21 protein-coding genes are annotated in these 22,789 nt (G+C 69.8%); 1 reads left to right on the top strand and 20 read right to left on the bottom strand.

Translation table 11 applies throughout. From position 1 onward, the window contains the following. Window positions 1–27: 27 nt before the first annotated feature. The 15 genes from HNR76_RS08995 to HNR76_RS08925 all read right to left on the bottom strand — a co-directional run bounded on the left by HNR76_RS08995 (window position 28) and on the right by HNR76_RS08925 (window position 15,516). Window positions 28–837, bottom strand: coding sequence for a DUF4198 domain-containing protein (locus HNR76_RS08995; RefSeq protein ID WP_162312172.1), 810 nt, complete (start codon window positions 835–837; stop codon window positions 28–30). Window positions 838–907: 70 nt separating this feature from the next. Further along, a complete protein-coding gene (locus tag HNR76_RS08990) occupies window positions 908–1,423 on the bottom strand; it encodes a DUF2271 domain-containing protein (RefSeq protein WP_162312181.1) in 516 nt (171 codons plus the stop codon). A 32-nt stretch (window positions 1,424–1,455) separates the two neighbouring features. Continuing rightward, complete coding sequence (locus tag HNR76_RS08985) at window positions 1,456–2,103, bottom strand: PepSY-associated TM helix domain-containing protein (protein ID WP_162312173.1); 648 nt, start codon at window positions 2,101–2,103, stop codon at window positions 1,456–1,458. 134 nt (window positions 2,104–2,237) lie between these two features. Continuing rightward, entirely contained in the window at window positions 2,238–4,643 is a 2,406-nt protein-coding gene (locus tag HNR76_RS08980; RefSeq protein WP_162312174.1) for a TonB-dependent receptor domain-containing protein, read from the bottom strand. A gap of 180 nt (window positions 4,644–4,823) precedes the next feature. Next, the gene (locus HNR76_RS08975) at window positions 4,824–5,210 is read right to left on the bottom strand and encodes a hypothetical protein (RefSeq protein ID WP_183982196.1); all 387 of its coding nucleotides are present in this window, start codon (window positions 5,208–5,210) and stop codon (window positions 4,824–4,826) included. 166 nt (window positions 5,211–5,376) lie between these two features. Beyond that, window positions 5,377–6,063, bottom strand: coding sequence for a Fe2+-dependent dioxygenase (locus tag HNR76_RS08970; protein ID WP_162312176.1), 687 nt, complete (start codon window positions 6,061–6,063; stop codon window positions 5,377–5,379). 52 nt (window positions 6,064–6,115) lie between these two features. Beyond that, complete coding sequence (locus tag HNR76_RS08965) at window positions 6,116–8,455, bottom strand: catecholate siderophore receptor Fiu (RefSeq protein WP_162312177.1); 2,340 nt, start codon at window positions 8,453–8,455, stop codon at window positions 6,116–6,118. Between the two features lie 170 nt (window positions 8,456–8,625). Then, the gene (locus HNR76_RS08960; RefSeq protein WP_162312178.1) at window positions 8,626–8,952 is read right to left on the bottom strand and encodes a hypothetical protein; all 327 of its coding nucleotides are present in this window, start codon (window positions 8,950–8,952) and stop codon (window positions 8,626–8,628) included. A gap of 230 nt (window positions 8,953–9,182) precedes the next feature. Continuing rightward, window positions 9,183–9,515 carry a non-heme iron oxygenase ferredoxin subunit gene (locus HNR76_RS08955; protein ID WP_162309748.1) on the bottom strand — a complete coding sequence of 111 codons (333 nt, stop codon included), beginning with the start codon at window positions 9,513–9,515 and terminating at the stop codon, window positions 9,183–9,185. Further along, a complete protein-coding gene (locus HNR76_RS08950) occupies window positions 9,512–10,063 on the bottom strand; it encodes a GNAT family N-acetyltransferase (protein WP_162309747.1) in 552 nt (183 codons plus the stop codon). The genes HNR76_RS08955 and HNR76_RS08950 overlap by 4 nt, the downstream gene beginning before the upstream one ends. Window positions 10,064–10,075: 12 nt before the next feature. Then, a complete protein-coding gene (locus HNR76_RS08945) occupies window positions 10,076–11,341 on the bottom strand; it encodes a cysteine desulfurase (protein ID WP_162309786.1) in 1,266 nt (421 codons plus the stop codon). 5 nt (window positions 11,342–11,346) lie between these two features. Then, on the bottom strand, window positions 11,347–12,708 hold the full coding sequence (gene sufD / locus HNR76_RS08940; protein WP_162309746.1) for a Fe-S cluster assembly protein SufD: 1,362 nt from the start codon (window positions 12,706–12,708) through the stop codon (window positions 11,347–11,349). Beyond that, window positions 12,708–13,472 carry a Fe-S cluster assembly ATPase SufC gene (sufC, locus tag HNR76_RS08935; RefSeq protein WP_162309745.1) on the bottom strand — a complete coding sequence of 255 codons (765 nt, stop codon included), beginning with the start codon at window positions 13,470–13,472 and terminating at the stop codon, window positions 12,708–12,710. The genes sufD and sufC overlap by 1 nt, the downstream gene beginning before the upstream one ends. Before the next feature lie 107 nt (window positions 13,473–13,579). Continuing rightward, window positions 13,580–15,046 (bottom strand): Fe-S cluster assembly protein SufB, encoded by a 1,467-nt coding sequence (gene sufB, locus HNR76_RS08930; RefSeq protein ID WP_162309744.1) that lies wholly within the window; start codon window positions 15,044–15,046, stop codon window positions 13,580–13,582. Between the two features lie 17 nt (window positions 15,047–15,063). Continuing rightward, window positions 15,064–15,516 carry an SUF system Fe-S cluster assembly regulator gene (locus tag HNR76_RS08925; RefSeq protein ID WP_162309743.1) on the bottom strand — a complete coding sequence of 151 codons (453 nt, stop codon included), beginning with the start codon at window positions 15,514–15,516 and terminating at the stop codon, window positions 15,064–15,066. A 289-nt stretch (window positions 15,517–15,805) separates the two neighbouring features. Here HNR76_RS08925 and HNR76_RS08920 point away from each other — a divergent pair, with 289 nt between their 5' ends. Then, a complete protein-coding gene (locus HNR76_RS08920) occupies window positions 15,806–16,273 on the top strand; it encodes an SET domain-containing protein (protein ID WP_162309742.1) in 468 nt (155 codons plus the stop codon). A 28-nt stretch (window positions 16,274–16,301) separates the two neighbouring features. Here the strand turns inward: HNR76_RS08920 and HNR76_RS15420 are convergent, their stop codons facing one another. From HNR76_RS15420 to HNR76_RS08895, 5 genes are all read right to left on the bottom strand, one after another. Then, window positions 16,302–16,805 carry a hypothetical protein gene (locus tag HNR76_RS15420; protein WP_246429064.1) on the bottom strand — a complete coding sequence of 168 codons (504 nt, stop codon included), beginning with the start codon at window positions 16,803–16,805 and terminating at the stop codon, window positions 16,302–16,304. Window positions 16,806–16,874: 69 nt separating this feature from the next. After that, window positions 16,875–17,183, bottom strand: coding sequence for a DUF3861 family protein (locus HNR76_RS08910; RefSeq protein WP_162309741.1), 309 nt, complete (start codon window positions 17,181–17,183; stop codon window positions 16,875–16,877). Between the two features lie 189 nt (window positions 17,184–17,372). Further along, a complete protein-coding gene (locus HNR76_RS08905) occupies window positions 17,373–17,786 on the bottom strand; it encodes an HU family DNA-binding protein (protein WP_162309740.1) in 414 nt (137 codons plus the stop codon). Between the two features lie 191 nt (window positions 17,787–17,977). Beyond that, on the bottom strand, window positions 17,978–19,591 hold the full coding sequence (locus HNR76_RS08900; protein ID WP_162309739.1) for an alpha-glucosidase family protein: 1,614 nt from the start codon (window positions 19,589–19,591) through the stop codon (window positions 17,978–17,980). Window positions 19,592–19,723: 132 nt separating this feature from the next. Then, on the bottom strand, window positions 19,724–22,474 hold the full coding sequence (locus tag HNR76_RS08895) for a TonB-dependent receptor (protein ID WP_162309738.1): 2,751 nt from the start codon (window positions 22,472–22,474) through the stop codon (window positions 19,724–19,726). Window positions 22,475–22,789 lie beyond the last annotated feature (315 nt).

Below are 22,789 nucleotides of genomic sequence, written 5' to 3'. Positions count from 1 at the left end.
CGCTTGCTTGGCCTTCCGCGCTGCCGCTTACTGCGGCAGCACTTCCAGCGTCGCCACGTAGCTCAGGCGCCGCTGCTTGGCCTGCGGCAGGCTGGTCTTGTCGTCCTGGGTGGAGGCCTCCAGCCAGTACATCCCGGCCGCCGGCCAGGTGACGCTGAACTCGCCGCGGGCATCGGTGGTGGCCTTGATCTCGTCCTGCGCATTGCGGTAGCGGGTCTCGCCGCGGACGATCTCGAACTCCAGGCCGGCCGCCGGCTTGCCGTCGACCAGCACGCGGAACTTCGCCTCCTCGCCGGCGAACAGGTCGTTGGGATGGGTCAGCGGCAGCAGTTCGATGCCCTCGCCGGTGGGCTTGAGCGCGGTCCCGTTCGGCGAGCCGTTGGTGACGAAGGTCTCGTTGCGGCCCACGCTCTGCGAGACCCGCAGGTCCTTGGCGTCCTTCGGTACCTCGGCGGCGAAGGTGGCCGCGGTGCCGCGCCAGCGCTTGGGCTTGCCGTCCTCCTCCCAGTTGGCGAACAGGCCGCTGTTGACCACCGCGATGCGGTAAGTGCCCTGCTGGGCCAACTGCACGTCGAACACGCTGCGGTACTTGCCGGTGGCCGGGTTCTGCGGCTGCACGGCGGTGCCGTCCGGCGCGGTGATGACCAGGTTGTCCAGCCGGATCGGCACGTGGTTGAAGTAGAACAGGTCGTTGGACACCGCCGCGTCCACCGTGATCCACGGATCGGTGCCGGCCAGCACGGTCTGCGAGGGACGCAGCCAGGCCTTGTGCGCGGCGGCGGTGAACGGGACGGCCAGCGAGGCGATGGCGACGGCGAGGATCAGGGAACGCTTCATGGTGGTGGACCTCTCAGGGTGTCCGCGACGGATGCGGTGGGATGTGGGATATGCCTGCGCAGGGCGGGGCTCAGGGCTTGACCGACAAGGTGACGGCGCCGAGTTCGCTGCTGCCCTGCGCCTTGCCCGACTGCGGCGCCTGGGCCGGCCAGGCGAAGGGGACCTTGACCAGCTCGCGGCCGCCGACCTCGCGCGCGGCCTCCACCACCAGCGTGTACTGGCCCGGCGCCAGTTCCTTGAGCTGCGGCTGCGCGTCGGTGAAGGACAGCCCGTGCGTGCCGGCCGGCTTGGTCGGGCCGGTCACCCCGTCCACCGGCACCTGCAGGGTGCGGCCGGACTTGCGCCACCACTGGCGCAGGTCCGGCAGCCACTTGGTGCCGTGGCCCTCGGCGGTGTCCTTCATCTGGTACCACACGGCCAGGTTGGCGGCGACCTTCTGGTCGGCGCCCTCCAGCCAGATGGCCACGTAGGGACGGTGGTACTCGGCGACGTTGAGCTTGGGGATCTCGACGTTGACCTGCAGCTCGGCCGCGTAGGCCGGGAGCGTGAGCAGGCCGCTGACCGCGATGAACAGCTTGGCGCGCATCTTCAAGGGAACCTCGTCAGTGGATGAAGCCGTCAATGGATGAAGACCAGGGCGAGCAGCAGCGGTACCACCAGGCCCAGGCCCACCAGCGGCCAGGTCATGCGGCGCTGCCGCGCATGCAGGTGCAGCAGGAACAGCCCGGTGATGCAGAACACCAGGCAGGCGATGGCGAACACGTCGATGAACCAGCCCCAGGCCGGTCCGGCGTTGCGCCCCTTGTGCAAATCGTTGAGGTAGGAGACCCAGCCGCGGTCGGTGCGCTCGTACTCCACCGCACCGGTTTCGCGGTCGATGCTCAGCCATGCGTCGGCGCCGGGCGTGGGCATGGAGATGTAGGCCTCCGCCGCCGACCACTCCGCCGGACGCCGGCCCAGGGAGACCTCCAGCCTGTCCCCCAGCCAGGCCGCCACCTCGGCCGGCAGGGATGCGTTGCCTTCCTCCGGGGAAGCGGCCAGCGACGCCAGCAACGGCGCCGGCAACTGCAGGGCGTGGTTGTCGACTCTCGGTTTGGCCTCGATCTTCGCGGCGTGGTTGAGGGTCACCCCGGTGGCGGCGAACAGCAGCATGCCGACCAGGCACAGTGCCGAGCTGATCCAGTGCCACTGGTGCAGCGTGCGCAGCCAGAAGCCGCGACGGCGCTGGGCGGAGACCGGATCGGAATGGGAGGCGCTGGCAGGCACGGAATCGGAGCGATACGGGGATGGCGAAGTATAGGCTATCAATGAGAACAATTCTCATTGATAGCCAGGGACGCCAGGAAAACGCGCCAGGACCCGGCCGGTTGACATGCCGGGTCCCGCGCGGCCGGAAAGGATCAGAAGCTGAAGTTCAGGCTGACCCAGACGTTGCGGGCCTTGTCCTTGTTGTTGTAGTCGTCCTGCGCCGACAGCGTGTAGCCGCCGTTGCCGTTGTCGGCGAACGAATACTGGTAGCTGGTGAAGTCGCGGTCCAGCAGGTTGTTGATGCGGGCGTTGACCGTGACCCACTCGGCGACCTTGTACGAAGCGCCCAGGTGGAACACCTCGTAATCCTTCCAGTAAAGCAGTTCGCCGCTGGTCGCATCGACGCCGCGGTAGCGCTTGGAACGGAGCTCGGCGCTCAGGAAGACGTTGAAGCTGTCCGTGGCCTGCCAGTCGAGGGTGGCGTTGGCCATGTGCTTGGCGCTGTTGCCCAGCGGCCGGCCCTTGGAGGCGCCGCTCTTCTGCTCGCTGTCGGTGTAGGTGTAGTTGGCGCGGAAGCCGAAGCGCTCGGCGATCTGCCAGCGTCCGGCCAGCTCGGCGCCCTGGACCACCGCCTCGTCGATGTTGACCGGGACGCTGCCGGTGACATAGCCGAGGTCGCCGTATTCGCCGGTCGGGCAGGCCAGTACCAGACCGGGGCCGCAGCTTTCGGTGGAGAGCTTGTCGTCGAACGCGTTGTGGAACACCGTGGCGTTGAAGCTGTGGCCGCGCGGATGCTGCCAGTACACGGCCAGTTCTGTGCTGGTGCTGGTTTCCGGTTGCAGGTCGGGGTTGCCGAACAGCGGCAGGGTGCCCTGGCTGCCGAAGCCGATGATGCCGTTGTACAACTGGGTGGTCTTGGGGGTCTTGAAGCCGGTGCTGACGCCGCCCTTGACCGTCCACTGCTCGCTCGCGGTCCACACGCCGTACAGGCGCGGGCTGACCTGGTCGCCAAACACCTGGTGGTCGTCGTAGCGCAGGCCGGCGGTGATCGCCAGCGGCTTGACCACGTACCAGGTGTTCTCGGCGAACAGCGAGTACATGTTGTGCTCCTGCACGGCGCTGGGGGTGCCCGCTTCCATGCCGAACACGCCGTCTTCCAGTTCGCCGCGGATCACCTGGGTGCCCAGCACCGTGGTGTGCTCGCCGTTCCACTGCCACGGGATGTCGAGCTTGCCGTCCAGGGTGTACTGGCGGCTTTCCAGGGTGCGCTTGGGACGCGGCAGGAAGGTGGATTCGGCCAGCGCCCGGCGCTCGGCCGTGCTCATGCCGGCGTATGCGCCGGTGCCGTCGAACATCGCCAGCAAGTGCTCGCGCTCGGCCACGGTGAACGGCAGGGTGCGGCCGTCGTTGTTGGTGGCGATGTGGGCCAGCGAGACCAGGCTGTTGCCGAACTCCCACTTGCCGTCGTGGGCGACCGACCAGCTCTCGCGGGTGAACTCCTGGGTGGGGCCGTAGCCCACGTTCGGGTTGGCGCGACGGCCCCAGGTGCCGCCATTGGCGCCGCAGGCGCTGGCGTTGGCGCCGGCCGCGCCCAGGCAGGCGTTGCCCGCCTTCCAGATGCTGGCGATGCTGTCGACCGTGCCGACCGGGTATTCCTCCGCACCGGAATCGTTGATCTTGGTGCCGTTGTCGTAGGCCTGCTTGGAAGTGTCGTAGTCCAGGGTCAGGCTCTGGTTGTCGGCGACGATCCATTCCAGGCTGAAGCCGACGGCCTTGTTGGTGTTGTCCACGGTCTTGCCGCCGCTGCCGAAGCCCAGCGGGCGGGTGTGGGTCTGGCCGGCCGGGTCGGTGACCGGCGCGTACACCGGGTTGGAGGCGTCGCGCTCGTACCGGCTGCCGCGCGCGCTGAGGTTCAGCTTGCCCTTCACGAGCGGGCCGGTGACGAAGAAGTCCGCGGTGGCGTCGTCGCCGAACTGGTCGTCGGTTTCGAAGGTGCGGCCGAGGCTGACCGAGCCGCTCCAACTGTCCAGGTTCTTCTTGGTGATGACGTTGATCACCCCGCCCATCGCATCGGCGCCGTACAGGGTCGAGGCCGGGCCGCGGATCACCTCGATGCGCTCGATCGCGTCCAGCGGCGGGATGTGGTTGAACTGGTTGCCGCCGAAGTTGTTGGGGTAGATGTCGCCGTGGTTGTTCTGGCGCCGGCCGTTGACCAGGATCAGGGTGTAGTCCGAGCCCATGCCGCGCATGGAGATGGTGCCCTGGCCGGTCTTGTCGCGGGTCTCGCCCACGTCCACGCCTTCCAGGTCGCGCACCGCGTCCAGCAGGGTCATGTACGGGCGCTTGGCCAGTTCCTCGCGGGTGATGACGCTGATGCTGGCGGGCGCGTCGGTGATCTTCTGCTCGAAGCCGGCGGCGGTCACCACGACGGTGTCCAGGGTGTTGGGAGCGCCGGCGGGAGCCGGGGCGGCGGTAGCCGGCAGGGAGGCGGCCAGGACCAGGCCCAGGGCGGCGGCGAGCGGAGCGGGACGGAGGGGGTTGCGATGCGAATGCGACATTGGAATGGACTCTGGAGATAAAAAGATAAAAGGGCGGTCGCAGGCGTGCGGACGCGCGGCCGGGGCCGGCGCCGCACCTGCGGTGTGGTGGTGAAAGAGGTGGGTTCGAAGCGGGCAAGCGCCGCGCCGGCAGGCGCGCGCGGCCCTGTGCCGCCCGCGCGGGCGGCGGCCTGGAGACGCTCAGGCTTGGGGAGGTGCCTGGCCGGGGTGCAGGCGCAGCAGGGGATTGGGCGGCGACGGCGGCAACACGGTGGCGTCGAAGCCTGCCGACAGCCGCAGCACGTACGCAAGCGAGGGCGCGGGTTCGATCCAGGCCGGAAGGCGGTTGCCGCGGACCGGCAGCGTCAGCACGCCCAAGGGCATCGGCCGGCGCTTCTTGGCCAGCACCGGGCGATGGAGGATGTCGGACGGTTCGCGTCCGCCGGACCCGGCCTCATGGGCGTGGGCGGCGCCGGCCCAGGCCTGCAGGGATGGGTCCGGATACGGCCGCGCGTCCACGCAAGCGGCCGCCAGGATCGACAGCACCGCCATGGTGGCCAGGAGCAGCCAGCGCACGGAATTCCGCATGCGCGGCGACTGCGGGGCCACATGGCGATCGGCAGGGGCGTGGAGCTGGATCAACTGCGTTCCCGGAAGGGCGTACCGGCAGGGGCACGCCTAGCGGGACGGATATTAAACGGGAATGGTTATCAAATGCAATCGATGATGAATCCCGTTCTCTCTTCGGTGGAGGCTACATCTCGGCCCAGCGCCTGAGCAGGTTGTGGTAGACCCCCGTCAACTGCAGTACCGCGCCGGCGTCGTTGCCGCCGCGGCGCAGGGTCTCGATGGCGGTGTCCATCTCGAACAGCAGCCGGCGCTGGGCATCGTCGCGGACCATGCTCTGCACCCAGAAGAACGAGGCCAGCCGTGTGCCGCGGGTGACCGGCGTGACCCGGTGCAGGCTGCTGGACGGATACAGGATCAGGTCGCCGGCCGGCAGCTTCACCTCGTGCTCACCGTAGGTGTCGCTGACGACCAGGTCGCCGCCGTCGTATTCGTCGGGTTCGCACAGGAACAGGGTGCAGGACAGGTCCGACCGGACCTGGGTCCGCTGCGCGCCGGCGCCGGTGATCATCACCGCGCCATCGACGTGGAAGCCGTATTCGCCGCCGCCCGCATAGCGGTTGAAGCGCGGCGGCAGGGTGCGCAGCGGCAGGGCCGCGGCGAAGAACAGCGGGTTGCGTTCCAGGGCCGCCAATACCGCCTGTCCCAGCTCGGCCTTCAACGGCGAGGCGTCCGGCAACTGCTGGTTGCGCTTGACCTGTGCGCCCTGCACGCCGACCGTTTCGCGGCCGTCGGTCCAGTCCGCCGTTTCCAGCGCCTGTCGCATCCGGGCCAGTTCGTCGCCGGAGAGGACCTGGGGAATGTGCAGCAGCATGGGTATTCCTCGATGCCGCGGCCGGGGCGCGGGCGCCCCGGCCGGCCGGCGGTCAGAAGCGCAGCTCGGCGCTGAGCAGGAAGGTGCGCGGGGTGCCCGGAGTGTAGCGGTAGCCGCTCTTGTTGATGGACGCCACGTATTGCTTGTCGAACAGGTTGTAGCCGTTCAGGCGCAGCAGCAGGTGGTCGTTGACGGCGTAGGAGGCCACCGCGTCCCAGACGGTGTACGACTTGACGAACGCCGGGGTGCCGGCCGCGCCATCGGTGCCGCGCAGCATCTCGCCGGAGTAGCGCACGCCGCCGCCCAGGGTCAGGCCGAACGGCAGGCGGTAGGTGGTCCAGCCGGTGAAGGCGTCCTCGGGGGTGTAGGTGAGGTTGTAGCTGCCGTTCCGGGCTACCGGGGCGCCTTCCTCGACCCGGGTGTTCTGGTGGGTGTAGCCGGCCGAGATCGACCAGTTCTCGGTGAGGTTGCCCACCGCCGAGATCTCCACGCCCTTCACCTGCTTCTCGCCGGTCTGGGTGGGCAGGCCGGCGTCGTCGGTGACCAGGCTGTTGATCTCGTTGGTCACCTCGGTGCGGAACAGCGCCAGGTTCAGCGCCAGCGCGTCGTCCAGCAGGCTCCACTTGCTGCCGACCTCGAAGGTCTTGGTCTTCTGCGGGTCGGCGTTGATGCTGCTGGCGCTGCCGGCCGCGTCGCTGAGCTGGAAGTTGGCGCCGCCGGGGGGCAGTTGCGACAGCGCGTAGCCGGCGTACAGGCTGACCGCCTCGGCGGGCTTGTACACCGCGCCCAGCTTCCAGGTCAGCAGGGTGTCGTCGTCCTCGGTATCGACGGTCTGGACGATGCTGCCAGTGGGCAGGCTGCCGCAGGACACCGCGCCGCGGCCGGTACCGCCGCACACGGCGCTGTTGCGGTATTGGGTCTCGTAGCGGTCCGCGCGCAGGCCGGCGGTCAGCAGGAAACGCTCGCCGAACTTCAGCGTGTCGAACAGGTATAGCGCGGCGGTATCGGTACGGCCGTAGCTGCCGGCGCCGCTGCGCGCCCAGGCCAGGTCGCCGCGGTCGTTCCAGTCCGGGTCGTACAGGTTGGCCGCTGGGCGCGAGCCGGTGCTGGCGATGCCGTGGCTGTCCTGCTCCTCGCGGGTCAGTTCCAGGCCGGTGCTGAGGTTGTGCTGCACCGCGCCGGTGGCGAAGTCGGCGCGCAGGTTGAGCTGGTCGGTCAGGATCCGGTTGCGCTGGTCCTTGAAGGTGGAGTTGCTGCGGGCCAGGGTGTAGCCGGACAGGTCCGCCGGGTCGGTCCACTTGATGTTGCCGGCCCGCGGGTCGGCGACGGTGCCGCCGGTGGACATGAACGCGGTCAGCAGGTAGTCCTGCTCGGTCTGGCCCCAGCGCAGGGTGTTGCTCAGCTTCAGGCTGTCGGAGAAGTCGTGCTCGAAGCGGAACGTGGCCATCTGCGCGGTCACGTCGTCATGGTCGTCGCGGGTGCCGTAGAAGTTCTCCGGGTCGACCGGGTGCCCGGCCAGCCCTTCCAGGCCCGGCTGCGGCTCCCAGCCCGGCAGGCCGAGGGTCGGGACGAAGCCGTCGGGAATGTTGTCCTGCTCCACGTACAGCAGGTTGAGGTAGTAGCGGGTGGACGAATCCAGGCCGAAGGCCAGCGACGAAGCCAGGCCATGGCGCTGGTTGTCGACGCGGTCGCGGCCGGCGACGTCGCTGTCCTGCCACATGGCGTTCAAGCGCAGGGCGGCGCCGGGCAGGCCGGCGAAGGACCGGTTCCAGTCGGCGGTGGCGCGCTTCTGGCCGTCGTTGCCGGCGCTGAGCGTGGCCGACACCGCATCGTGCAGGTTGGCCTGCTTGCTGACCATGTTGATCGAGCCGGTGGGCGAGGAGCGGCCGTTGTCGGTGCCAGCCGGGCCCTTGGTGACTTCCACCTGCTCGGTGTTGAACACGTCGCGCGAGATCGAGCCCAGGTCGCGCACGCCGTCGGCGTAGATGCTGCTGGAGCTGTCGAAGCCGCGCATGTAGACGGTGTCGCCGGTGGAGGTGTTGCCGTTCTCGCCGGCGTAGAACGTGCCCACGCCGGGGCTGTTGCGCAGCGCCTCGGTCAGGGTGGTGGCGCCCTGCTGGTTGAACAGGTCGGCGGTGATGACCTGGATGGTCTGCGGCGTGTCCTGCAGCGTCTGGGTGAACTTGGGCGACACCACGCGCTCGGCCTTGTAGCCGTGCACGCCCTTGACCTCCAGGCCGTCCAGGGTGGTGGCGTTGCCGGAGCGGTCGGCGAGGTCGGCGGTGTCGGCGGCCGCGACCGGCGCGGCCAGGGCCAGGCCGGTGAGCAGGGTGGCGGTGGCCAGGCTGCATTGTGCGGCGGGGGCGTGCTTGCGGTTCCTGATGTGGCTCATGGTGTTTCCGTTGCAGGGAGGGTGGAAGGAAGCGGGAGGGCGGCGGCCGGGTGGCGGCGCGCCATCGGCGAAGCGCGCCGCGGCGATGCGCGGCGACACGGGGATGGCCGTGGTGTTCGGAGAACGGGGATGGGCTGCCGGGGCGCGCTCGCGCACCGGGGGCGGCTGGCTCAGGCGAGCGGAGGCGCCTGGCTGCGATAGCGTGGATGCGAGCGGCGCCCGGCGATTTGCGGTGCGGCCGCCGCGACGACGAGGCCGTCGGCGGACAGGCGGGGCAGGACCCGCGCGGCGGCCGTGGCGGATTCCTCCGCTTCCTGCGCGCCGAGCGGGAAATCGGCATCGGCCGGCAACGGCGGCGGCGCGGACAGGGCCGCCTCGGGACCGGAGGCGACGGCCGCGGCGGGCAGATCGGCCGCCGGGGACGAGACTTCGACGTCGGCCGGCGCGGTCGCCAGCGGCGATGCGGGCATCCCGGACACGGCCACCGCCAGCAGCATGCCGGCCAGCCAGACCAGGCAGGTCAGGCGCCGGAGGCGGGGGCGGGGGCGGGGGCGGGAGGGTGACGGATCGGGAGGCAAGGGGGCGTCGGTTGCCGGGACAACGGCCGGGAAGTCAATAATTGGTTATGATAATGAGACAGATTCCCGTTTGCAACAAGACGTGAAGCAAGTTTCGCCGGGCCTCCGGGTCCAGGCTTCCAGGTTCGCCGGCCTCGAAGAGGCCTTCGTCAGTCCCGGTCGTCCCGGGTCCACACCCCGCCGTCCTCGACCTTCACTGGGAACTTGGGCACTGGCGAGTAGGCCGGAGCGCACAGGGCACGGCCATCGCGCACGTCGAAGCGGGCGCCGTGCAGCACGCACTCGATGCTGCCCTCGGCCGGGTCGACGGCACCGGCGGACAGCTCGAAGTCCTCGTGGCTGCACCGGTCTTCCAGGGCGTAGAGTTCGCCGTCCAGGTTGATCACCAGGATCGGCACCCCGGTCGCCTCGTCGAATACAGGCTTCATCTCGCCGGGCAGCAACTCGCCGGCGGGGCAGACGAAGGTCCAGGCCGGGCTCATGCGGCCGGCTCCAGGCGCTTTTCCAGCACCTCGAAGCGCAGGTCGTCGCGCAGCGGGATGCCGAAGCGTTCGTCGCCATAGGGAAACGGCTTGTGGATGCCGGTGCGGACGTAGCCGCGGCGCTGGTAGAAGGCGATCAGGCTGTCGCGGATGTCGATCACGTTCATGCGCATGGCCGGCAGCCGCCATTCCTCGCGCACGATGCGCTCGGCCTCGGCCAGTACCGCCTTGCCCACCCCGGCGCCCTGCAGGCCCGGCGACACCGCGAACATGCCGAAATAGCCGGCGCCGTCCTCTTCGGCCACGTGCGCGCAGGCCAGCAGGCCCTGGCCTGGGAATGGGGCGTCGCGCTCGGCCAGCACGACCATACTGCGCGGGCGGGCGATGTCGGCGGCCAGCGCCTCCGGGTCGATGCGCTGGCCGTCGAGCATGTCGGCCTCGGTGGTCCAGCCCCGGCGGCTGGCATCGCCGCGGTAGGCGCAGGTGACCAGGCCGACCAGCAGCGGAATGTCGGCCTCGACGGCGTGGCGGAAGCGGAAGCTGGGCATCGGCCGGGAAGCCTAGCAGAGCAACTGGCGGACCTTGCGCAGCGCGGCGGCGAAGCGCTCGATCTCCTCGTGGGTGTTGTAGAAGGCCAGCGAGGCGCGCACGGTGGCGGCCACCCCGAAGAACTGCAGCAGCGGATGCGCGCAATGCTGGCCCGAGCGCACGGCCACGCCTTCCAGGTCGAGCAGGGTGGCCAGGTCGTGGGCATGGGCGCCGTCGACCAGGAACGAGATCACTCCGGCCTTGTCCGGCGCCGTGCCGAAGATGCGCAGGCCGGGGATGGCCTGCAGCGCCCGGGTCGCATGCGCCAGCAACTCCGCCTCGCGCGCGGCGATGTTGTCCATGCCGACCGACTCCAGGTAGTCCACCGCCGCGCCCAGGCCGACGAAGCCGGCGATGTTGGGCGTGCCGGCCTCGAACTTGTGCGGCGGGTCGTTGAACACGGTGCCCTCGAAGCTGACCTCCTTGATCATCTCGCCGCCGCCGATGAACGGCGGCATCGCTTCCAGGTGCTCGCGCCGCGCCCACAGTGCGCCGGTGCCGGTGGGCGCGCACATCTTGTGGCCGGTGACGGCGTAGAAATCGCAGCCGATGGCGGCCACGTCCAGCTTCAGGTGCGGGACGGCCTGGGAGCCGTCGACCACGGTGACGATGCCGTGGCGGCGCGCCTGGCGGCAGATCTCGCGCACCGGGTTGATCGTGCCCAGCACGTTGGAGACATGCGTCACCGCCAGCAGCTTCACCTGCGGGGTCATCGCCCGGTACAGGGCCTCCAGGTCGAGGCGGCCGTCGGGCAGGATCTCGGCCACGCGCACGGTCGCGCCGGTGCGCTGGGCCACCAGTTGCCAGGGAACGATGTTGGCGTGGTGCTCCATCCGCGAGACCAGGACGACGTCGCCGGGCTTCAGCCGCGGCAGCGCCCAGGAATAGGCCACCAGGTTGATGGCGAAGGTGGTGCCGCTGCACAGCACTAGCTCGTCGGCGCGCACGTTGAGGAAGCGGGCCAGCTTGTTGCGCGCGCCCTCGTAGGCCTCGGTGGCCTCGGTGCCCAGCGCGTGCACGGCGCGGCTGACGTTGGCGTTCTGGCGGCGGTAGAACGCGTCCTGCGAGGCGATCACCGGCAACGGCTTCTGCCCGGTGTTGGCATTGTCGAAGTAGACCAGCGGCTTGCCGTGGACCTCGCGCATCAGCAGCGGGAAATCGGCGCGCACCCGCGCCCAGTCGACCTCGCCGCCGTCGTGCACGGGCAGGGCGGCGTCGTGCACGGCGGTCTGCGGCATGTCGTTCACGCCGGCTCCCCGGTTCCCAGCGCCGCGGCCAGGGCCGCGTCCAGGCGCGCCAGCAGCAGCTTGCGCAGACCGTCGTCCTCCAGTACCAGCAACGGTTCGCGGCAGAAGGCCAGGGTCATCAGGCGCTGCGCCTGGGCCTCGGGGATGCCGCGCGAGCGCATGTAGAACAGGGCGTTGGCGTCGAGCTGGCCGACGGTGGCGCCGTGCGCGGCCTTGACCTCGTCGGCGTCGATCACCAGCACCGGCTGGGTATCGATCTCCGCATCGGCCGACAGCAGCAGGTTCTTGTTCGACAGTGCCGCATCGGTACCGTCGGCGCCCGCGCGGATGCCGATGCCGCCGTGGAACACCACCCGGCTGCGGCCATCCGCAATGCCGCGCCAGAGCAGTTCGCAGGCGGTGTCGCGGGCGATGTGCTCGATGCCCAGGCGGGTATCGACGTGGCGGCGGCCGTCGCCGAACAGCACGCCGTTGGCGACCAGCCGGGCACCGTCGCCCTCCAGGCGCACGTTCAACTCGTGCCGGCTCAGCGCCGCGCCCAGTTCCAGGTCGATGCGCTGGTAGCGGGCATCGCGCGCCAGCACCGCGTCGGTGCGGGCGAAGCGGGTGGCGCGCGCGGCGTCGGCCTGGATCCGGGCATGGCGGACCGCGGCGCGCTGGCCCAGGTGCAGGTGCAGCACCTCGTTGGCCAGGTGGGCGTGCTCGCCGGCGGCGAGCTGGTGCTCGACGATGTCCAGGCCCGCGTCGTTGCGCAGGTCGAGGAAGTGGCGCAGGTGCCAGGCGCGGTCGCCGGCCTGCGGCACGCCGACGAAGACCAGGTGCAGCGGTGCCGGCAGCCGCACCCCGGCCTCCAGGCGCAGGACCACGCCCTCGTCGGCCAGCGCGGCGTTGGCGCGGGCGAAGACCTCGCTGCGATGGTCGTAGCGGCGCTGCAGGAAACCGACGTCGCGCGGTTCGCCGCCGGCCAGGGTATGCGACAGCGGCTCCAGCACCGCGCCTTCGGGCAGGCCGGAAAGGTCGCTGTGCGCGGCATCGTGGCGGCCGTTGACGAACACCAGGCGCGGCGCGGGGATGCCTTCCAGCAGCGCGGGGTCGAACGCCGGCGGCGCCGGGTCGGCGGCGGCGAAGGCGCGGCGCTCCAGCATGCGCAGCGGCGTGTACTTCCACGCCTCCTCGCGCGGGCCGGGCAGGCCGTCGGCCAGCAGGGCGTCCAGCGCCTGGCGGCGGGTGTCGCCCAACTGCTGGGCGTCGGGGGCGCCCAGCGCGTCGAAGCTGGTGCGGAACGATTCGAGGAAGCGCGAGTCGCCGGGTTCGGGGCTGCGCGTGGGCGACGGTGGGCGGGCGTGCAGGTGCGGCATCAGGCCACCTTCTCCGGCACGACCCGGTCCTTGAGCCAGGCGTAGCCGTGCTTTTCCAGCTCCAGCGCCAGTTCCGGGCCGCCGGACTGGACGATGCGGCCTTCGGCCAGCACGTGGACCACGTCCGGCCGGATGTAGTCCAGCAAGCGCTGGTAGTGGGTGATGACCAGGAACGAGCGCTCCGGGCTGCGCAGCGCGTTGACGCCGTCGGCCACGGTCTTGAGCGCGTCGATGTCCAGGCCCGAGTCGGTCTCGTCCAGGATCGCCAGCCGCGGCTCCAGCACGGCGAGCTGGAAGATCTCGTTGCGCTTCTTCTCGCCGCCGGAAAAGCCCTCGTTGACGCCGCGGTGGAGCAGTTCGTCCTTCAGGTGCAGCACGGCCAGCTTCTCGCGCACCAGCTTGAGGAACTGCATCGAGTCCAGCTCGGACTGGCCGCGCGCCTTGCGCTGGGCGTTGAGCGCGCTGCGCAGGAAGTAGGTGTTGTTCACGCCCGGGATCTCGACCGGGTACTGGAAGGCCAGGAACAGGCCTTCGGCGGCGCGCTCCTCCGGCGCAAGCTCCAGCAGCGCCTTGCCGTCGAACTCGACCTTGCCGGCGGTGACCTCGTAGCCCTCGCGCCCGGCCAGCACGTTGCCCAGGGTGGACTTGCCGGCGCCGTTGGGGCCCATGAGGGCATGCACCTGGCCCGGCTTCACGTCCAGCGACAGGCCCTTGAGGATTTCGTTGCCGGCGACGCTGGCGTGGAGGTTTTCGATCTTGAGCATGGGATTGGGATTCGAAGAGGGGGGATTGGGGCGGCAGGGCGGGGCCGGCCGGAGGACTGACGCCGAAGCCGGTGGCCGGACCCGGGCCGGGGAAGGCCGGGCAGGCGTCAGCCGACCGAGCCTTCCAGCGAGACTTCCAGCAGTTTCTTGGCCTCCACCGCGAACTCCATCGGCAGCTCGCGGAAGACCTGCTTGCAGAAGCCGTCGACGATCAGCGAGACCGCGTCTTCCTGGCCGATGCCGCGGGTGCGGCAATAGAACATCTGGTCGTCGCTGATCTTGGAGGTGGTGGCCTCGTGCTCGACCGTGGCGCTGGGGTTCTTCACCTCGATGTAGGGGAAGGTGTGGGCGCCGCAGCGCTTGCCGATCAGCAGGCTGTCGCACTGGGTGTAGTTGCGCGCGCCGTCGGCGTTGCGGTCCACCTTGACCAGGCCGCGGTAGGTGTTCTGGCCGCGCCCGGCGCTGATGCCCTTGGACACGATCTTGGACTTGGTGCGCTTGCCGACGTGGATCATCTTGGTGCCGGTGTCGGCCTGCTGGCAGTGGTGGGTCAGCGCCACCGAGTGGAACTCGCCCACCGAGTCGTCGCCCAGCAGCACGCAGGAGGGGTACTTCCAGGTGATCGCCGAGCCGGTCTCCACCTGGGTCCAGGTGACCTTGCTGCGCGCGCCGCGGCACAGCGCGCGCTTGGTGACGAAGTTGTAGATGCCGCCGCGGCCTTCCTCGTCGCCCGGGTACCAGTTCTGCACGGTCGAATACTTGATCTCGGCATCGTCCAGGGTCACCAGCTCCACCACCGCGGCATGCAACTGGTTCTCGTCGCGCATCGGCGCGGTGCAGCCCTCCAGGTAGGAGACGTGGCTGCCTTCCTCGGCGATGATCAAGGTGCGCTCGAACTGGCCGGTATGGCCGGCGTTGATGCGGAAATAGGTGCTCAGCTCCATCGGGCAGCGCACGCCCCTGGGGATGAACACGAAGCTGCCGTCGGAGAACACGGCAGAGTTGAGCGCGGCGAAGTAGTTGTCGCCGTGCGGGACCACGCTGCCCAGGTACTGCTTGACCAGCTCCGGGTGCTCGCGGATGGCCTCGGACATGGAGCAGAAGACGATGCCCTTGTCGGCCAGTTCCTGGCGGAAGGTGGTGCCCACCGACACCGAGTCGAACACCGCGTCCACCGCCACGCCGGCCAGCTTGGCCCGCTCGTGCAGCGGCACGCCCAGCCGGTCGTAGGTGTCCAGCAGTTCCTGCGGCACTTCGTCCAGCGACTTGTACTTCGGCCCCTTGGGCGCGGAGTAGTAGCTGATGGCCTGGAAGTCGATCGGCGCGATCCTCAGCTTGGCCCAGTGCGGCACCGGCATGGTCAGCCAGCGGCGGTAGGCGTCCAGGCGCCAGAGCGTCATCCACTCCGGCTCCTCCTTCTTGGCCGAAAGGGCGCGGATCACGTCCTCGTCCAGGCCCGGCGGCAGCGAGTCGGACTCGATGTCGGTGATGAAGCCGGCGTCGTAGCGCCGGCCCAGCCGCTCCAGGATCTCGGCGTTCTGCGGGGGGGAGGGGGTGGTGACTTCGGTGGCCATGCGGGCTGCCTAGGGGTTCAGTTGGCGATGCGCACGGCGATCTCGCGCCGTCGCACCTGGGGGGATACGGGAGGGTGCAGCATCTGCGCCAGGGTCACCTTGCGCAGCGCATCGGCGACCACGTCGTTGATCAGGCGCCAGTTGGCGCGCACGCCGCACTGGTCGGCGATGCCGCACTGGCTGTCGTGCTGGCTGCACTCGGTCATGGCCAGCGGGCCTTCCATCGCCTCCACGACCTCGATCAGGCTGATCTCGGACGCGTCGCGGCTCAGGCGGTAGCCGCCGCGCACCCCGCGCAGGCCCTCGACCAGGCCGGCCTGGGCCAGCGGCTTGAGCAGCTTGCTGACGGTGGGCTGCTCCAGCCCGGAGTGGTCGGCCAGCTCGGCCGCGCTCAGTACCTGGCCCGGCCGCGCGGCGAGCACGGTCAGGACCACGGTTGCGTAATCGGTCAGCTTGGTGACGCGGAGCATGGCGGGCCACGGGTTAAAGCGTACCGAAATTGTACTCTTTCGATTCCGCCGGGCCAAGCGGGTAGGCATGGCCGGTTTATCTTGCGGTCGCGCCGGGAGATGGCGGGCGTCACGGCGGCGCCCGGCGCAGGGCCGGGCGCAACTCGATTCGAGCGTGAGCCGGGCCGCTGTCGAGGGGCGGCCGCCTCGCGGCAGCCGTCGCGCCGGAGCCATGGCCAGGGTCCGGGCTTGGGATGGGCGGCGGTATCGGCGAGAATCTGCCCCGTTTCCCCTCTTCGTCGGAAAGCGCATGCCCCGCAAGATCGTCGCCCGCAAGTCGCCCATCCATGGCAACGGCGTTTTCGCCGTGGCGCCGATCCGCAAGGGCGAGCGCGTCATCGAGTACAAGGGGCGCCGCCGCACCCACGAGGAGGTCGACGAGGACACCTCCGGCGACGTGGAAAGCGGGCACACCTTTCTGTTCACGCTCAACGATGACTGGGTGGTGGACGCCAACTACCGCGGGAACGACGCGCGCTGGATCAACCACAGTTGCGACCCGAACTGCGAGGCGGTGATCGTCGAGCACGAGGGCCAGGAACGGCACAAGGACCGGGTCTTCATCGAGGCGATCCGCAACGTCGCCCCCGGCGAGGAACTGACCTACAACTACGGCATCGTCCTGGCCGAGCGCCACACCCCGCGGCTGAAGAAGGTCTGGGCCTGCCTGTGCGGCTCGCCCAAGTGCACCGGGACGATGCTCCAGCCCAAGCGCTGAGCGTACGCGGCGCCGGCCGGCGCGGCATTCAGTCGAACGCGGGCTGCAGCGAGGCCGAGGTGATTTCCCAGCCGCCGCCGTCGATGCGCGCGCGCAGGCGGTAGTAGCCCCGCAGGCGCAGGCTGCCGGCGTCGTCGTCCAGGCGCAGCCGCACCGGGACCTCGTAGGCGCGCGGGGGCGACTGGCGGTCGAGCGCCTGCGGCCGGTCGTTCTCGATCCGCATGCCCCGCAGGCCGGGCATGTGGCCGCGCAGCACCGCATCGCCGGCGGGATCGCCGGGGCCGCCGCCGGACCAGTAGGCGTCCGCGCGCGGGCGGTCCGTGCCGGGCAGCGCGCCGAGATAGGCGTGCACCGTGGCGACGGCCTGCCTGCCCGCTTCGGCCGTCGCCCGGGCCGCTTCGGCAGCCGCAGCGGCGGCGGGGTCCACGGTTTCCGCGTGGAGGGCGGCGGGTTCGGGCGCGGGTTCTGGCTGGCGCTGGCAGGAACAGTGGGCCAGCGGCAGGACGAGCAGCATTGGCAGCCAATGGCGCATGCACGATTCCGCCGGAACGGGAGCGCAGCAGAATACATGCACCTTCGCGGGTGCGGCCGGCGCCGGGCGTCAGGCCGCCCGGCTGTTCGGATCGATCCGTTCCAGCAGCGCGGCCAGCGGCGCGCGCAGCTCGCGCAGCGGGTCGTCGGCCAGGTCCGGGTGCCGTCGCGCGATGCCGTCGAGCAGGCGCGCGGCGATCGCCAGCGCGGTGCGCTCGTCGCCGGACAGGCCGGGCAGGCGCTGGGTGTCCTCGACCAGCCGCATCCAGTCCTGGCGGCTGGTCTGCTCGAACTCGATGGCGCAGCGGCCGAAGCAGGGCAGGCCGCCGCTCTCGACCGGGGTCACGGTGATCCGATAGCGATGGGTGGGGGAAGTCATGGCATGGATCCGCAGGTGGGGCCGGGTTCCAAGATAGGGTGCCGCGCGCGCGCGGACGAGGCGCCGGGCCATGATGATCTGTTCCACCGGGGCCGGATCGGCGGCGGAACTCTTCAGGGAAAAGGGAATTCCCAAAAGAAACGGGGCGGCATCGCTGCCGCCCCGCCGGTAACCGATGCGAAGCATGGATCAGGAAGCGGCATCCTTGAGCTTCTTCAGCGGACGCACCTTCACCTTCACCGAGGCCGGCTTGGCGGCGAACCACTGCTCTTCCTTGGTGAACGGGTTGATGCCCTTGCGCTTGGGCTTGGCCGGCACCTTCACCGAGGTGACCTTGAACAGGCCCGGCAGGGTGAAGCTGCCCGCGCCCTTCTTGCTGATCGCGCCGGAGACGCTGTCCTCGACCGCGGCCAGCACGGCCTTGACGTCCTTGGCGACCACGCCGCTGGTCTCGGCCAGATGCTTGATCAGGGCGGACTTGCCCAGCACTTCCTTGAGGATCGGGGCGGCCTTCTTCGGCGCGGCGGCCTTCTTCACTGCGGCCTTCTTTGCCGCTTTCGGCGCGGCCTTCTTGGCGGCCGGCTTCTTGGTGGTCTTCGCCATAACTTTCCTGTTCCGTTCGGTTGGATGGTGTAGGTGACCGACGACGTCGGCAACGCGAATGTAGGCCATGCGCGGGCCGACGCCAAGAGGAAAATCGATGAAAACCGCATGAAACGCGGGTCCGGGGCGCCCGGGGCGGTCGTCGGCACGATCCGGGGGGAGACCGGCGGCCGCCGGCGGCCGCGCCCGGTTCAGTCCGCGCGGGCGAACAGCACCCCGTACGCCGGGAGGCTGGCGACGCCCCCGTCGATGGACGCCGATGCCAGGCCATGCCCCTGGGCGAGCGTCCAGCCGCCGGAAGGCAGCGGCAGCGAGGCCGCGGCGTCGGACAGGTTGAACGCGGCGAGCATGCGCTGCCCCTGGTGCTCGCGGACGAAGGCCAGCACCGGTTCGGCGGTGTCGAGGAAGGCGATGGAACCCCGGACCAGGGCCGGTTGCTCGCGGCGCCAGCGCATGAAGGCGCGGAAGGCATTGAGCGTGGACCCCGGATCGGCGTGCTGGCGCCGGGCCGCCAGCGGGCGGTGCGCCTCGGGCACCGGCAGCCAGGGCGTGGCGGCGCTGAAGCCGGCGCCGTCCGCGTCGGTCCACGGCATCGGCGTGCGGCAGCCGTCGCGGCCCTTGAAATTGGGCCAGAAGGCGATGCCGTAGGGGTCTTGCAGCGCCTCGAACGGCACGTCGGCTTCCGGCAGGCCCAGTTCCTCGCCCTGGTAGACGCACACCGAGCCGCGCAGCGAGCAGACCATCGCCGCCAGCATCCGCGCCAGCCGCGGGGACGGGCCGCCGCCGCCCCAGCGGGTCACCGCGCGGCGCACGTCGTGGTTGGACACCGCCCAGCACGGCCAGCCCTCGGTCATGGCTTCTTCCAGGCGGGAGACGGTGTCGCGGATGTAGGCCGCGCTGAAGTCGTCCACCAGCAGCTCGAAGCTGTAGCCCATGTGCAGGCGCCGGCCGGAGGTGTACTCGGCGGTGGTGGCCAGCGAGTCCTCGGACGAGATCTCGCCCAGGGTGACCGCGCCCGGATAGCGGTCCACCAGCGCGCGCAGTTCCTCCAGGAAGCCGATGTTCTCCGGGCGGGTGTTGTTGTACCAGTGGTACTGGAACGCATAGGGGTTGTCGGGGCTGAAGCCGCGGCCCACGCGCTTGTCCGCCGGCTTGGGCGGGTTGTCGCGCAGTTGCGCGTCGTTGAAGCAGAAGTTGATCGAGTCCAGGCGGAAGCCGTCCACGCCGCGATCGAGCCAGAACTTCACGTAGTCCAGCGTCGCCTGGCGCACCTGCGGGTTGTGGAAGTTCAGGTCCGGCTGCGAGGACAGGAAGTTGTGCAGGTAATACTGGCGCCGCCGCGGTTCCCAGCGCCAGGCCACGCCGCCGAACAGCGACAGCCAGTTGTTGGGCGGGGTGCCGTCCTCGCGCGCGTCGGCCCACACGTACCAGTCCGCCTTGGGGTTGTCGCGGCTGCTGCGGCTTTCGCGGAACCACTCGTGCTGGTCGGAGGTGTGGCTGAAGACCTGGTCGATCATCACCTTCAGGCCGAGCCGGTGCGCCTTGTCGAGCAGGCGGTCGAAGTCGTCCAGGGTGCCGAACAGGGGGTCGACCTGGCGCTGGTCGGCGATGTCGTAGCCGAAGTCGGCCATCGGCGACTTGAAGAACGGCGAGATCCAGATCGCGTCCACGCCCAGCGAGGCCACGTAGTCCAGCCGGTCGACGATGCCGGGCAGGTCGCCCACGCCGTCGCCGTTGGTGTCCAGGAAGCTGCGCGGATAGATCTGGTAGATGACGGCGCCGCGCCACCAGCAAGGTCGGGACATGGGAAAGGTCGTTTGGGTTCGGGCGGGACCGCGCCGCGGGAGTCACGTCCCGGGTGCGGCTGCAAGTATCGGCATGAAGAAATTGCGCGCCCTCCCCGCCGGGGGGAGGTCCGGCGGGGAGGGCGCGCCAAGTCAGAAGCGGTAGTTCAGGCCGAGCAGGTAGGTACGGCCCCACTCGATGTGCTCGAGCGGACGGTCCTTGGTGCCGGCGTAGGTGCGGTAGGACTCGTCGGTCAGGTTGCTGGCCTGCAGCAGGACGGTCAGGCCCGACAGCGCGCCGCCGCCGCCGAAGCTGTAGCTGACCTGGGCATCGGTGATGTTCTCGCCGACCACGTAGCGCAGGGTGCGGTTGCCGTCGAAGTTGCCGATCTCGCCGATGAAGTCCGAGCGCCGGCGCTGGCTGACGCGGGCCTCGAAACCGTTGCGCTCGTAGTAGGCGGTCAGGTTGAACACGCGGTCGGACAGGCCCGGCAGGCTGATCGGGTCCTCGCCCACGCTGGAGGCGCTTTCCGGGTCGCGGATCTTGATGTCGCTGTCGTTGAAGGTGGCGCTGGCGACGATGCCGAAGCCGCGCAGCGCCTCGGTCCACAGGTCCAGCGGCAGCGAAGCGCTCAGCTCCAGCCCGCGCAGCGAGCCGCCCTTGTTGTTGACCGGCTGGGTGAACCTGCCGATCGGGCTGATCGGCGGGGCGCCCGCCGGCGGCACGTAGCCGGACATCAGCGCGCTGAAGTCGTAGCCGTCGCGGGTTTCGGTGTAGATGTAGCTTTCCAGGTCCTTGTAGAAGAACGCGGCGGCGACGTAGGCGCGGGTGCCGAAGTACTTCTCCCAGGACACGTCGAAGGCATTGGCGCGCCACGGGTCCAGGTTGGGGTTGCCGCCCGAGCCCCCCACTTCCCATTCGGCCTCGTTGACGCCGAACTCCAGCGAGGAGCGCAACTGGTCCACGCGCGGGCGGGCGACCTGCTTGGCCAGGCCGAAGCGCAGGGTCTGGTCGTCGGTGAGCCGCAGCGCCAGGTTCAGGCTCGGCAGCACGTCGGTGTAGGTCTTGCCGTCGGAGAACGGCAGCGCCTCCTGGCCGGCCGGCTTGGTGTTGTCCCAGTAGCGCGACGCGGAGGACTGGTCCACGCGCTGCACCTGCACGCCGATGTTGCCGGTGACCGGCAGCGCGCCCCACTGGGTGTCGATGCTGGCGCGGATGTAGCCGGTGGTGATCTTCTCGTCCAGGGTCCAGGCCTTGGGCACCAGGTAGGACAGGTCGTCGACCGGATCGAAGGTCATGTACTGCGCCACCGCGCCGGGTACGTTCCACGCCGGGATATAGCCGATGCCGGCGAAACCCAGGTCGACGGGGCGGTACTGGTACTCCTGGCCGATGGTGGCGTCGCCCTGCGCACCGAGCAGGATGTTGCCTTCCGGCTGGCTCTTGTTCTTGTGGCGGTCGGCGCGGTTCACTCCGGCGTCGATGCCCGACAGCCACGACAGCGCCTGCGGCGCCGGGAACTCGGCGGACAGGCGGTAGGTCTTCAGCTCGTCGGAGATCGACGGCACCTTGCCGTAGCCCGAGCCGTAGATGGTGTTGGTCAGGAACAGGCTGGACGGGTCGGAATAGTCGCGGCCCGGAGCGAGCGTGGAGAAGCCGTTGCCGCGGATGTCCAGCGCCACCGAGTCGAGCTGCGGCATCGGCGCCATCTGGGTGTTGTTCTCCAGGCTCAGCTCGTCGCGGTCGGCCTTGGACCAGCCCACGTCGGCGACGATGCGCACCGAGCCGGCGTTGAACTCGTTGTTCCAGCCGGCCGCCTTGATCCTGTCCTCGCGGTGGTTGTACATGCCGCGCACCAGCGGATAGACGTTGTGCGCCACGCCGCCGTCGAAGCTGCCGTTGGCGTTGCTGGTGACGCCGGTCAGCGCCAGGCCCGGGTCGTAGCCGCCGTTGTAGCCGCCCAGGTGCACCTCGAACTGGTTGGCGGTGTCCACCTGCTCGGCCTTGGAGTAGAACAGGTCCAGGGTGCTGGTCCAGGCGTTGGACGGGCGGAACTGCAGGGTCGCCATCGCCCCGTCGCGCTTGATGTTGCCGGTGCGGCGCAGGGCCTTGATGCCGTCCGAATACCAGGTGCCGGCGGACACGCCCGGGCGCCAGTCGTCGCCGCCGAGCGATTGCCAGGGCTCGTACAGGCCGACCTGGTTCTCCTGGATCGGCGAGTCGGAATGCGAATAGCCGATCGAGAATCCGAAGCGCCGGTCCGCGCTCTGGTCGATGTAGCTGACGTTGAAGCGGCTGCCGTCGCCGTCCTGGTTGGCGGCCGAGCCCAGCGAATTGCGCTGGTAGCGGCCGCTGACGGCCACCACGCGGTCGGCGAAGTTGAGCGGGCGGGCGGTCTGCATGTCCAGGGTGCCGGACAGGCCCTGGCCGACCAGCGCCGCATCGGGGGTCTTGTACACGGTCACGCCGCTGACCAGCTCGGACGGGTACTGGTCGAACTCCACGCTGCGGTTGTCGCCGGTGGAGACCATCTCGCGGCCGTTGAGCAGGGTGGTGGAGAAGTCGGGCGACAGGCCGCGCACGCTGATCACCTGGGCACGGCCGGCCACGCGCTGGGCGGCCACGCCGGGCAGCCGCGCGATGGACTCGCCGATGCTCACGTCCGGCAGTTTGCCGATGTCCTCGGCCGAGATCGACTCGACGATGGAGCTGGACTCGCGCTTGACCGAGATCGCGCTCTCGATGCCGCGGCGGATGCCGGTGACCACCACCGTATCCAGGTCCACCGTCTCGGCGTTGGATTCGTTGTTCGGTTCGGCGGTCTGGGCGCCGGCGCCGGTTGCGGCCAGCGCGATGGCCGAGGCCAGCGCAGCGCTCAGCAGGTTGCGTTTGTGATTCGACATGTTCCCCTCTCCAAGGACGTTTTATGCAGCAGGTCGGGTTTTTCGCCAAAGGCGGTATCCCGGCTCTCGAGCGCGGGGGATGCGATCCCCGAAGCGCGAAACGATGGTAGTGGCGCGAAGTGCGCAGTGCGCTTTCCTGCATACGTATTCATTGCCGTTTCGCTGCTTTTCCCGTGCGAGGCATGCAGCCGGCGACTTCGCGCCGCGCGTGTCCGCCGCGCCTTCGCACGCGATCGACCCGGCTGCCTGCCGGATTCCGCTGGCGGCCGCGTAACGCATGCGCCGGCGGCGCCGCGGCCTGGCCGCCGCGCGTCG

This window comes from Pseudoxanthomonas broegbernensis, assembly GCF_014202435.1.
Taxonomy (GTDB): domain Bacteria; phylum Pseudomonadota; class Gammaproteobacteria; order Xanthomonadales; family Xanthomonadaceae; genus Pseudoxanthomonas; species Pseudoxanthomonas broegbernensis.
The sequence above is the reverse complement of the archived record's forward strand: the minus strand, read 5'-3'. Positions and strand labels throughout refer to the sequence as shown.